Source organism: Bacillus sp. CH30_1T, from assembly GCF_008364765.1.
Lineage (GTDB): Bacteria > Bacillota > Bacilli > Bacillales > Bacillaceae_B > Rossellomorea.
In genome coordinates this window covers 87888-101272 of the sequence record NZ_VTUY01000005.1, presented here as the reverse complement: position 1 = coordinate 101272, position 13385 = coordinate 87888, and the positions used below count along the sequence as shown (strand labels likewise).

10 protein-coding genes are annotated in these 13385 nt (G+C 34.6%); all 10 read left to right on the top strand.

The annotated features are described in order from the left end of the window. Positions 1-1151 precede the first annotated feature (1151 nt). The 10 genes from F0342_RS11995 (at position 1152) to nheC (ending at position 12743) form a co-directional block, all read left to right on the top strand. Positions 1152-1505 carry a PadR family transcriptional regulator gene (locus F0342_RS11995; protein WP_149156178.1) on the top strand — a complete coding sequence of 118 codons (354 nt, stop codon included), beginning with the start codon at positions 1152-1154 and terminating at the stop codon, positions 1503-1505. Continuing rightward, positions 1489-2160 (top strand): permease prefix domain 1-containing protein, encoded by a 672-nt coding sequence (locus F0342_RS11990; protein WP_149156177.1) that lies wholly within the window; start codon positions 1489-1491, stop codon positions 2158-2160. Before F0342_RS11995 ends, F0342_RS11990 begins: the two co-directional genes overlap by 17 nt. Next, a complete protein-coding gene (locus F0342_RS11985) occupies positions 2157-2708 on the top strand; it encodes a hypothetical protein (RefSeq protein WP_149156176.1) in 552 nt (183 codons plus the stop codon). Before F0342_RS11990 ends, F0342_RS11985 begins: the two co-directional genes overlap by 4 nt. Before the next feature lie 921 nt (positions 2709-3629). After that, the gene (locus F0342_RS11980) at positions 3630-5156 is read left to right on the top strand and encodes a spore germination protein (RefSeq protein WP_149156175.1); all 1527 of its coding nucleotides are present in this window, start codon (positions 3630-3632) and stop codon (positions 5154-5156) included. After that, positions 5137-6249: a GerAB/ArcD/ProY family transporter gene (locus F0342_RS11975; RefSeq protein ID WP_149156174.1), complete on the top strand. Its 1113-nt coding sequence runs from the start codon at positions 5137-5139 to the stop codon at positions 6247-6249. Before F0342_RS11980 ends, F0342_RS11975 begins: the two co-directional genes overlap by 20 nt. Then, positions 6239-7348: a Ger(x)C family spore germination protein gene (locus F0342_RS11970; RefSeq protein ID WP_149156173.1), complete on the top strand. Its 1110-nt coding sequence runs from the start codon at positions 6239-6241 to the stop codon at positions 7346-7348. Before F0342_RS11975 ends, F0342_RS11970 begins: the two co-directional genes overlap by 11 nt. 22 nt (positions 7349-7370) lie before the next feature. Then, the gene (locus F0342_RS11965) at positions 7371-8126 is read left to right on the top strand and encodes a DUF4046 domain-containing protein (protein WP_149156172.1); all 756 of its coding nucleotides are present in this window, start codon (positions 7371-7373) and stop codon (positions 8124-8126) included. 1067 nt (positions 8127-9193) lie between these two features. Next, a complete protein-coding gene (nheA, locus tag F0342_RS11960) occupies positions 9194-10354 on the top strand; it encodes a non-hemolytic enterotoxin subunit A (protein ID WP_149156408.1) in 1161 nt (386 codons plus the stop codon). 32 nt (positions 10355-10386) lie between these two features. Further along, entirely contained in the window at positions 10387-11592 is a 1206-nt protein-coding gene (nheB, locus tag F0342_RS11955) for a non-hemolytic enterotoxin subunit B (protein ID WP_149156171.1), read from the top strand. Between the two features lie 65 nt (positions 11593-11657). Continuing rightward, entirely contained in the window at positions 11658-12743 is a 1086-nt protein-coding gene (gene nheC, locus F0342_RS11950) for a non-hemolytic enterotoxin subunit C (protein WP_149156170.1), read from the top strand. Positions 12744-13385: the final 642 nt, after the last annotated feature.

The following is a 13385-nucleotide window of genomic DNA, read 5'->3' as shown; positions in this document are numbered from 1 at the left end:
AAGGTCCAATTTCTCGATTTTACTAAGAAATTGGGCTTTTATATTGAGATGGGATTTCCTTAACGTTTTAAATCCGCGTTTCCTGACGCTCCTCCTGCTACTATGGACTAACATAAATGTATAGGTATGACCCTAAATACGAAAGGCACCTTTTATAGGTACCTTTCGTAAGCTGGTTGAAGGCTAAATTTTCTGCTTAAGTTCAGTCTATGTCGATTCCTTAACAAAGGTTATAGTCCATTATAAAAAAAGAGCAAGGTGTAGTTGATTTGTTCATGGATGTGGAGGCACACCTTGCTCTAGAATATTATTTTTCCCATTAGATTTAGGGATAAGTCATTTTTAAATTTATTCCAGTATAGGGCGCTTTATGGAGCAGCTTTTTCTTGTTTTATCGTAGTAAATCTTAATGTTGTTGTAGTAAATGAGGTCATATGTAGTACGAAGAAGGATAGATAAAGCAAATTTTATCTATCCTTCTTTTTTTACCTTATATAATGTGCAACATTATATTTTATACCTTTAGTATCAAGTTAATTGCCTATAAGCTTAACTTTTAATAAAACAATTAAGTACGGTGTTATGTGAGTATATAGCATTCAAATTAAACAACTATATTGTCGCCAGTCATTAATTACTTTGTCGCCTTGAGGCGGCTTTTTATTTTTCTTAAGAAATCTGTTCATTTTAAGTAGACTCTATTGGGATAATAAGGGGAGGATCCTGTAAAAGCATCCCGTATACCGTCTCTGAGTCGAGTAGGACAGACTAATCGCAGATCCATTTCTTTGCATGGAAACAATCCTTAATGTCATTTTAGTGGTTCTATTCGTAAGGATAGATACACCGAGGTTAAACTTCCCTAATTAGCCCACGTCTTTCGATTTCACGATATAATGTTGATTTTGTTCAGTCGTCTTTTTCTCGCAGATGACAATAAAATTGACAGATGCCTCCACTCCTATATGAGATCCATTTTTTTCAAATCATATGTTCACACTTAACTTGATGAGTATGGAACATAGATATCATATATATTTCATCGCAATGTTGGCGTGACTCCTTTATAAACTCATTTTATTGTTTATAACAAATTACTTTGACAGACAAAGTAATGTTTTGTATTATATACTATAAGAGGTGAATATATAATGAGTGTTATATCTACAGACCTAATCCGAGGGCATACGGACATGATCATCTTAAATGTTCTTCGTCAAGGTGATAGTTATGGATATGAAATATACAAAAGGATTATTGAGTTAAGTGACAATCAATACGAATTAAAGGAAGCCACTTTATATACAGCTTTTCGTCGATTAGAGAAAGAAAGTCACATTTCTTCCTATTGGGGAGATGAAACTCAAGGGGGAAGACGAAAATATTATCATATTACAGAATTTGGTATAAGTTTTTACGAAAATGGAAAAAAAGAGTGGAACATTGCGAAAGAGATTATAGATCGTCTAATTAAAGGAGAGATTACAGATGTTAATGAGAACTAAAAAATTAGATGAAAGAATACAGGAGTACATCGATAAACAGTTTATAGATGTAAAAGGAACACAACAACTATTTGAGATGAAGGAAGAGTTGTTTATAAATCTAAAAGAACGAATTTCAGATATGATTAAAGAGGGGGATACAGAAGAAAACGCATTAAAAAAAGGAATCATTTCAATAGGAGATTTGAATGATCTAGTGGAAGAAATGAAATCGTATGGTCAAGATGAAATGAAACAATCTATTGACACTAAAGAAGCACAGCATATTTCAACAAAAGGAATGGTTGGTGGAATATTATTATTTCTTTTTGGAATATTTGCATCCTCAATAGCTAATTATTTACTTGGATCGCAATTATTTTTGATGACCTCTTGTCTTTTCACTGTTCCAGGTATGTTGTTAATTATTTATAGTCTACTAATAAAAGAGACACGTAAGCGTTATGCAATGAATAAAGCTCGTGCTCGACGTTACATTTTAGCAATCGGAACTTTTCTGTATGGTTTGTGTATATCAATTATAGTTTACTTACTTCCACTAGAACTGGTAGCACTAGTTTTATTCATAGTATCCATTTTGATTAGTCTGGCCATCCTTTTACCTCTTCTACTGACTGGTAGAAGTCGCTTGAAAAAAAGAGGAGATATGGCATGAATGACTTCAAACGAAATTCTCTTAAACTTTCTATTGTCGGTATAGGTATTATTTTGGTATTAGGAGGACTAGGACTTTTTCTCACCAATAAAGGTTTAATATCAATTACTCAAGATAAAGTTCATAAACCAACCATTAAAAGTCCAATTAATTTTAAAGAAGTTGACGCGCTTTTGGTGACTACCCATATACCAGAGGGGCATGAAGTAATTTGGGACCAACTGCAACAGTATGAAGAACAAAAAGATTTTCGTATCAGCATGGTAAATTTAATAGACATAAGATCTCAACAAACACGAGAATTAAATACAAAAAACAACAGCCCTTTCTTTCATGTGTCAAATTATTCAGACAGTAAAGTACCTATAAAGGTCACGTTATATAAAAATCATGAAATCAAGTATGAACAAACATTGCAACCAAGTGAAATGTTTGTAAGAAACGAACAACTAGGTCAAGGTAAGTATAGTCTAAAACTAGAATGTATTGGTCAAGGTTATTGTAAAGGTAAAGGAGCTATAACTACTGGAGATATTAATTGGGAATAGGAAGAGACTAAATTACAACCATTAAGCAATAAAATCAATAACCGGTTCCTTAACTTATAAGGTACCGGTTATTTTGTGTCCAAATTGTGTCTAAACGTGCAATTTTCCCGAAATGATAGGGTGACCCCTATATATTTGATTATATTAATAAAGTTGTTAATATAAATTCCCCCTTTATTCTTATCTAAGATTATCACAAACGTTAGTTCTTATATATTAAAGAATACAATTTTTACAGACAACCAAGTTCTAAACCTGCAATTTTCCTTTTCAGTGTGGTGTCGTGGTACTAAAAGTAAAAACCATTGACTTGATTAATATGAAAAGAGTCATAGCTTCTAAAGGAGAGAAACAAGGTTTGATTATCCAATTTCTTATTTAATTTTCCATATAAATTTAATGTGTTGAAATATTCTGTAGGCTTAAAACAAAAGAGTGATTATTTTTGAATAGAGGAAAGGTAAAACAAAAATATCAATGTTTATTCGCTTCCAGTATTCCGAGAATTGCTAGGCTACACTTTTTACAAGAAATTTTTCGGTATTGTTAAAGAATATGTTTTGTCTTGCAGCCTTGATATTGGAGAGAAGTCAGGATAGGGTATTCCAGATTCAGTCTCTTTAGCATTTTTTATAGTATGAAATTTACCTAATGGGGGCTCACTTATAGTAGGAAATAACATACTAATCACCCCAAGAGTTGAATTACATTCAATACTACTAAAAAGCGATATTTAATATCTATAGAAATTTATTAGGAAAAACCAGCAACCAATGAGTATCAACAATAGTAACTCTTGGGGTGAAAAATGAAGTATTTTAATTTGAAAGAATAACGATTGTGCTCCCTTATTCCACAAGTATAGACTAATTCATTTTAGGGAATACTCTTTTAGTAATCTGTCTGATAGAAGGGGTTAAAATGAGTGGGAAATACAGAAAAACTAAAAAGCTGATAAATACCAACAAGGAAAAATATAATGTTGAGCAACCGGTTTCTTTCACGCTTGATCAAAAAATTGAAATCATACAAGATTGTATACATCACACGGATGATTTGTATATTAGAGAAATAAAATTAGCAGAAAAAGTGTTTAAAATTCTATTCATAGACTCAATAGTTGATGAAAAAGGGGTGGAAACGAACATTATTAAGCCTCTGTTAAACTCAACTTCAGAAAATGTTTTACAAGTCATCACAAGCGCGAAAATGTTGACATCCACGAACATTGAACTTGCAGCTGAAATGTTAGCTAAAGGGTATTGTTTGGTCTTAGAAGAGAGTGTGGATACATATTTTATGATTCCATTGACTAAAGAACACTCTAACAGAGTAGAACCAGGCAATGAAAGAATCATAAGAGGATCACATCAGGGGTTTGGAGAGAACATTACAGAAAATCTTCAATTTATTCGAGAGCGGATTTCAAGTGCCGATTTAACCATTAAGCGTTCTCGGTTAGGGAAAACATCTCAGTCAACTTTTGCATTAGTATATCTTTCGGACCTGGCCAACCAAGACACTGTTAAAAGAATCGAAAATCGACTTAGTTATATTGAAACTGATTCTATTCAAGCACCAGGTTATTTTGAAGAATTTTTAGAAGAAAATTCGTACTCTCCATTTCCACAATTTTTAAATACAGAACGAACTGATCGTGTTGTGGGAAATTTAATGGAAGGAAGAATAGCGCTTATAATGGATGGGTGTCCGACTGCTCTCATTTTCCCTGTGTCATTTTTCAGCTTCTTTCAAACATCTGAGGACTATAACAATCGTTCATTTATAGCTTCATTCTTTAGAATCATAAGGATATTTAGTTTTATTACAACCTTATGTTTACCAGCATTTTATATCGCATTAATCTCCTATAATTACGAAATAATTCCGGTTGAGATTGTATTTCCGATTAAAAGTTCACTAGAATTTATCCCCTTTCCTCCCTTGATAGAAGCAACTATTATGCAGCTTACACTTGAGTTGCTGAGGGAAGCCGCCATTAGACTACCTAACCCTATTGCTCAAACGATTGGGGTAGTAGGGGGATTAGTCATAGGGACGGCCGTGGTTGAAGCTAACTTAGTCTCAAACACGATGGTCATCGTTGTAGCCATTACAGCAATATCCTCCTTTGTTATTCCATCATCTGAGTTGAGTACAACTATAAGAATCCTAGGGTTTCCATTAATGCTTTGCTCTTCATTATTTGGTGTATTTGGGATAGTAATTGGCTTAATGATTATTTTAATACACATGTCTAAGCTAAAGTCATTAGGTCATCCTTATCTATATCCTTTGGCACCTCTAGACCTTGCAGCCTTAAAGGATATCTTGATTCGCGTTCCTCTTTGGCTATTACAGCTTAGACCAAAAGATTTGAAGACACAGTATAGGTGGAGGATGTCTAAGTCAAGAGGATGGGAAAAAGATGAAGAGGAATCAGACTAACCTTACAGCACTTCAGTTAACATTTTTTATCATCCAAGCGCAAATAGGGGTCGGAATCCTTGGCCTACCGTTTAACGTCTTTTCAGCTGCTAAACAAGATAGTTGGATCTCAATATTGTTTGCAGGAGTAGTCATTCAATTGATTGTTTTTTTGATGTGGGGATTAGGGAAGAGGTTTCCTGAAAATTCATTATTTGAGTATTCAAGTTTGTTAACTGGTAAATTTTTTGGGATGTTGATTAACCTTTTGTACATTATTTTTGGCCTGATGGTAGCAAGCCTTGTGTTGATGTATGCCTCAACGATTATTAAAATGTGGGTTTTACCTATAACCCCCAAATGGATAATCATTCTGCTCTTAACTATTCCTGCAGTATACTTGGGCAAAGAAAAAGTGTCAGAAATCAGTAATATCTTTGTAGTGGTTTCTGCTTTAATAGGCTTATTGATTGTTATTTCTTTTATTGTCATGTTCACTTATCCAGTTGATTGGAGATATTTATTTCCTATTGGACATGCTGGTCTGATAAATATTTTAAAAGGAACAAAGGAAGCCTATTTCTCAATGCTAGGATTCGAGTTACTGCTTATCCTATATCCATACTTTCAACAAATAGGTGAGCGAAAAGTGTTATTATCAGTGTCTTTGGCTAACTTCTGTGTAACATTAATCTACACTTTTCTTACCATCGTCTCCGTTATAACTTTTAGTCCTGAAGAATTGTTACTTATTCCTCAGCCAGTTTTATATTTTGTTAAATCTCTTTACTTACAAATTGTGGAGAGAATAGACTTAGTGTTTGTCTCACTTTGGGTCGTTAATGTTATCACTTCTCTAACGACTTATTTGTTTCTATCTACTGAAGGCTGTTCGATAAGCTTTTCGAAACACAAAAAATTCAAGCGTTATCTTTATACCCTTTTCTTTGGGGCCCTAGCTGGCGGAATTGCATTAATTCCCAATAAAGAATCAGAAATAGAAACATTTAATAAGGGAGTAGTGTATATGTCATATCTAACATTATTAGTGTTGCCAATATTATTACTTGGGCTTTCTTTCATATCTAAGGGGAGTAAAAAAAATGAGAAATAAAACATGGAAATTTCTTTTGATTGTTCCCACTCTTTTACTCCTTACAGGTTGCTGGGATCAGCGGTTATTGAAAGATAGTAGGCTAGTTTTTGCCTCTTCATTTGACTTAAAAGAGAATGAGAAAATTTTGACAACCGCCATTATTCGGGATTTTATAGATGAAATTCCTGTTAACGTAATGGTTCAAGGGGAAGGGAACACCATTCGAGAAACGAGAATAAATATGGATAATAAGATTTCTGGAATTCTCGAGCCATCTAAGAATCGGATGTTCTTGTTAGGGGAACGACTTGCACAAAAGGACATCTATCAATTTTTAGATATCTTTTATCGAGATCCAAATAGCTCAGTATCAGCAAAAATTGCCGTCACAGAAGGGAATAGTGCAGATATCTTAGCAAAAATGAAGGAAAAGAACACACTTATAGGAGAGTATTTAATTGAACTAGTAGATAGTGCAGAAGAATCCACCCTTATTCCGAAGCATAATGTTCAATCCATATGTACTTTTATGTTCGATGAGGGAAAAGATTTTGCTCTTCCAATGTTCAAATTAGACAAGGATAACGAAGTGATTTTAACCGGGACTGGACTATTTCACAAGCAGGCTTTGGTCGGCTCTCTAACTTTAGAAGAGTCCACTCTTTTTCTCATCTTGTCTAATCAAAAAGGAAAGGTGGCTCGATTTGTTTCAAAAATTGATGGAGATAGGGAAATGAGAATAAAAAACTACATTACTTACAATTTCAGTAAGGTTGATTCCGATTTGTCAATCATATCGGATGATCCGGAAAATATTGAGGTGGAGATTAAATCGAAAATAGGTGTCACCATTGTAGAATATCCAGAAGATGAGTTGGCCAATGAAAAAAAGATCAAGAAACTAAACGAATCCATCACAAAAGATCTCAATATTAAAGCAGAAAAAATGATTAAAAACCTACAAGAATCTAATTCTGACCTATTCGGTATAGGTAGGGATCTCATTGCTTTTCATCCAGAAACTTGGAAAAAAGTTGATTGGGAAGAAAAGTATTCAACAATAACCATAACACCTAAGATTGAAACAGAAATTATCGGACATGGAATCATTAACTAAAAAATTTTTGGGGTAAGAAAAGATGAATGATTTTCAAGAATCCTTAATGATCTATAAAGAAATATTAATAGGAAAGCGTTCTAGATTCCCAAATTATCATTTTCATGATGAACTAGGGCAGAAAAAGTTTGCAGCTATTACTCGTTACCTTGTTGGTGATCATTTAAATATTGCTATATGTCTCATTCCTAAAAGGGTTAGTGCTGGTGTTCTCTGGAAACACCGCTTAAGACCGCCAGCAATGTTGTTTAAATGGAATTATTTTGACGTTTTGGAGAATGCATATCCTGGTCAATTAAATCCACTAGACTTTAAACAAGTTCCTAATCGTTTTTGGCAAGGTGACGAAGGAAGACAAAGAGCAATTAAAACAGTTAAACACATAATTGAACAAAAGTGTAATATCCCCATAGAAAAAATTCCCGGAAAAATTGATGTTGCCTTTTTTAGAGAAAACGAGTTATTAGGATTATTCGCTATATTTGATTATTCACCTTATAAAGTGCTTGAGGCGGCATATCCAGGAGTGTTTAGTCCATGGGAATTAAAGAGTGTTCCTTTAAATTTTTGGACATCTCCAAAGAATATTAAGGAATTTATGGATTGGTTTTTATTTGAAAAAATTAGGTACGATAGCTATAAAGCGGCCATATTGCAAATTCAAACAAAACATTTTTTTCAAAGTGGACATACCGGTTTTTTTCAGAGGGCATTTGATGGAAAACTTTCAAACGTACAATTGTGGATTGTAAATCAAATTCAAAATCAATTTGAATAACGAAAATGAATATTGGATTCCGGAGCTGACCAAGTAGCCAGAGAAGATATCATGCTCTATGAGATTATGGTGAAAAAAGTCCAAACAAGAAAGTATTGCTTGAGGATACTTTTTTTGTTTGCTTAAAGGTCAGAGCTTATAAGAGATATGACTATACAACCTGTAATTATCCCACCGAAGGATCTGTTTTTTTAAGTTCCATTCTTGTTTTCAAAAAGTTTGGAAGCTCTTCTTTTATGTTTGAACAGTGAACATCTCCATAAATATGCCTTATCAAAATGCCGTCCTAGATAGGTGGTTTTTCTCCAGGTTTTTCATCATACGTTTTCCTTAATTTCATGAGATTTGAGTATTTTGTATTCCATTTCAAGGTCCTTTTTTCAGGGGGGGGATGACCTTCAAACCAGAATGACTTACTGGAACTGAAGGGTCCTTTGGTTATGACAAAAGTGCATAGTATATGGGCTTACTTCCAAATTGTATATGATTTATTATTTCCCACGGTCATTATTACATAATGTAAGTGTATCTATAAGCCTAGGCTAAGTGTCATGTCAGCCTTTAAAATGATAATGTCACTTAGTTCTTCGGGATTGATTTTGTTATGGACCATCCGCTTCCTAAGCGACTCCTTTTGGATGAACTACTCAGAGAGAATGTTAACAAAAGTGTGAATCTGTCAAAGTGAGCTATGCAAAATGATTTGCTTTTAAATCGAACAAAGATGTCAATAGTCATTGACTATCTACTTGAAGGGCCAGATTTAAATATCTGGGCTTCTTTTTCGTTACATAAAAAGGCTTGTAGGAAATTTACTCTATAAGTAGGTATAGAGGCCTTCAATCGAGGATTTGAATGCAGGTCTTTTTTCTTGTTTCGACAAAACTTGATATTCTTTTAAGCATACTAACTTCACCGTTGGATGTTGGATATGTATAATCGGATTCAACATTATTTATCATTACAGAATAATGTAATTTACGTAGGGAGGAGGGTGTGAGTTGAAGATCTGCAATAAAGTTTGGAATAGTAGGTAATGAAATAACAAACAGGAGGAAATGAGAATGATGAAGAAGACTTTAATATCTGGTTTATTGGTAACGACGGTATCTGCCAGCTGTATTATCCCCGTAGGTGCATCACCTACAGACCCACAACAAGAATATTTAAACTCTATGACTCAATACACGATCTCGAACAACACACTTTCCAACTCGATCCGCACGTTAGGATCTCAGACTCCACTTATTCAAGCATATGGACTAGTCATTTTACAACAGCCGGAAGTGAAGATTGAGTCGATGCCCAGCTTAACAAATCATCAGATATTCGCCAAAAACAATGTAAGGGAATGGGTTGATGAGTACAACCCTATGTTAATTGATTTGAATCAAGAAATGATGAGGTTCAGTTCAAGGTTCGGTAGTTATTACAGCAAGCTAACTGAACTATCGGAGGAAATGAATGATAATCCACAGGCGAAAGAAAGCTTTCAATATGCTTTTGGTAAACTTCAGGCTCAAGTGCAAAAGATTGAGGAAAATATGGATATGACTTCATTGGAACTAAATCGTTATCATACATTGCTCATTCAAGATAGTGAAAATTTTTCAGAACGTGCAAATGCTTCGATTCAAGCTTTGCAAGGTGTAAATGGAAACATCCCACAAATTCGAGAAGAGATCAAACGAATTCAAGATGAAATACAAGCTGAACTCACCATCATTTTAAATCGTCCTCAGGAAATAATAAACGGGTCAATCAATATCGGAAAGCAAGTGTTTACAATTACAGTCAATGGAGCTCAAACGAAAACCGTTGATTTTGTATCGATTGAAAACCTTAGCAACGACCTGATCAACCTTTCTGATAGCCAAGTATCTGCGGCAGCTTTAATCATTCAACAAAAACAACAAGAGCTGATTCCATTGATACAACAGTTGTCCGAAACACAAATTCAAGCAACCCAGATTACTCTGATTGAGGATCAAGTTGATGGATTTACAGAGATGATTAACCGACAGTTAACGATATTGGACTTTTTGAAGACAGATTGGAAAGCATTCAATAATGATATGAAAGAATTGATGAACATGACATCAACAGATGAAACAGTGGATACAGAGGCTCTACAAGAGAAATTGTCACAATTTAAACACATGAGTGATGAAATGAACAAGCAAACAAATCAATTCGAAGATTTCGTCACGAATGTAAATGTTCGATAGTTTATGAATTTCAATAAAAGGGAGAGAGGAATATGAAAAAAATACCATTTAAAATAATGACGTTAACAGCTTTACTAGCTTTATCGGCAAATAATATCGTCCCTGCCAAAGCATTGGCGGCAGAAGGCGCTACTAAATCGAGTCAACCAGTTGTGACCATAAACCATGAAGTTGAATACCCAGGTTATTCATTAGGACCTGATGGCCTTAGGGATGCGATGGAACGCACAGGTTCAAATGCATTAGTAATGGATCTTTATGCATTAACGATCATAAAACAAGCCGATGTGAATTTTAATGGTATCACGACTGTTAATGAAGCTTTGAAATCCAGCATCGTCCATCACCAATCCGTTGCCAGAACGAATGCAAATTACTGGTTGGATAACCTGAAACCCAAGCTTATTACAACAAACCAAAATATCATCAATTACAATACAAAGTTCCAAAACTATTATAATACCTTAGTTACAGCAGTGGATAACCAAAATAAAGAAACCTTGACAAAGGGACTGACAAGGTTGTCGAACAGTATTTCAGATAACAAAGCCAGTGTAGATGAGCTCATACTGGAATTAAGAACTTTCAGGGACAAAATGACCGCGGATACACAAAACTTTAAAGGGGATGCCAATCAAATCACGTCGATTTTGGCTAGTCAGGATGCTGGTATCCCTCTGATGCAAAAACAATTGACGACGTACAATCAGGCAATCGACAAATACAATGCCATTATTATTGGATCCTCTGTTGCAACGGCTTTAGGACCAGTTGCAATCATCGGCGGTGCTGTCGTTATAGCCACTGGCGCAGGAACACCACTTGGGATCGCATTGATTGCCGGAGGTACAGCAGCAGTAGGAGGGGGGACCACCGGAATCATATTAGCGAAGAAGGAAATGGACAAAGCCCAAGAAGAAATCATGAACATTACTGGTCAAATTTCTCAGTCTCAATTACAAGTAGCGGGGTTAACCAATATCAAAAATCAAACTGAATATCTAACAAATACCATTGACATTGCTATTACTGCCTTACAGAACATTTCAAACCAATGGCATACGATGGGATCCAAATACAATTCACTTCTTCAAAATGTTGACGCTATCAGTGCTGATGATTTGATTTTCATTAAAGAAGATTTAAGTATTGCAAAAGATAGCTGGAATAACATTAAAGAGTATGCAGAAAAGATTTATGCTGAGGATATTCAAATAGTAGATACAGAGACTCTATAATAAAAACAGTGGAGATCTTCTCAAAAAGAGGATCTCCTATTAAATGAGCAAGGAGAGTGTTTACTTTGAAGAAAGCCCGGATAAATAAGCTGTTCTCATTTATAATACTAATGCTATTTTTATCATATAGTCTGATACCACACCAAGCTTTTGCTACTGAAAATGGAACCTATTCTTTAGGTCCTGAAAATTTCCAGAATGCCATGGAGAGAATGGCATCCAATGTGCTGATCATGGATAGCTATTCCCTTACGTTGCTAGAACAAACTCCTGTAGATCTTACAGGTTCAAATTTCATCAGTGATAATATTAAAGACAATATCAGGGTTCATCAGGAAGATTCCCGAATGAATGCCGACCGATGGACAAATCAACTTAAACCTCAAATGGTGGATGTAAACCAGGATATTGTTGACTATCAATCTCTTTTTCAAGTACATTATCGTAATTTACTAAGTGCGATCAATATTCATGACTCGGCTACTTTCGAACAAGAGTTAGAAACGTTATATGCCACCATTTTAGAAAATAAAGAAAATGCAGATAAACTGTTAGATAATTTCATTGGCTTACGAAATGAAATAGGAGAGGACATGCGTAATTTTAATGATGATCTCAATACAATTTCCAGTATCATTACGAGTCACGAAAGTGGGATTCCACTACTCCAGCAACAAATACAACAGCACAATGATGCTATCAAAAAGAACAAGGATATGATTGTTACCGGTGGACTCCTATGTCTGTCACTAATAGGATGCATTGCCGGAGGGCCAATGATTGCTTCAGCAAAAAAAAATATCGATTTTGCCAACAACGAAATACAAAAGCTAAACAAGAGAATTTCAGATTCACAGTCAGCAATAAGTACGCTGACAACTATAAACAATCAGATTAGATACTTAAATGAAACAATAGATACCGCCATCACATCACTCCAAAATATTTCGAATCAGTGGAATACTATCGGCGCGAAATATAACAGTCTATTAAATAATATTGAAATATTAAGTCCCGATGATTATTCTTTTATCAAAGAAGACCTTAATATTGCAAGGGATAGCTGGGAGAACCTTAAAGAATATGCGGACAAATTATATGAAGGAACTCAGAAAGTAGAGGAAGATTTACATTCGGTTGCAAGTAAATGAAGTGATTATCAGAAATATCGATCGTTTGGTATACCTAAGACGTTTGGAGACGAATAAAAGCTTGCTCCCATTTTGCGAGAAGGCGAGGCTATACATGACCTAGGCAAGATTCATATCGTAGTAAGTTGACGAGCGACACAAAAGTACAGACACAAAAGAGATTGGTATTACAGTATTTTTTTAGTATTAACTAATCAGTACTTTTGTGTCATATTTTTTGACAAAAAAAATGAATACAATCTTGTAAAATGACACTAATTGTATTAGCAACATTGAAAAAGTCATAAATAACCTTTTATTCCACTAAAGGGCAGCATTCCTGTTATGAAGAAAAATGTTGATGAGGTCTTGCAGGTCTCCATCATCAGAAATAACTGATTCGTAAACAAGATTGCTCATCTAACTCCTTTACTTAATATTCTGCTGCAAAAGACTAACAACAATTGTACATATTTAAATTGGAATAGGGAAAAGTAAAAATAAGACAGAAGAGGATAATAAAAAAATAAATAGAAGGATTTTCGGAGAATGATATGTTTGCGTGAAATACAAATTAACGAAACTAACTAAATAAATGAAAAACGCCAAGGATCCTTGATAGGGAGGGAACCTTGGCGTTTTTCGTTCTTACATACGTTACCC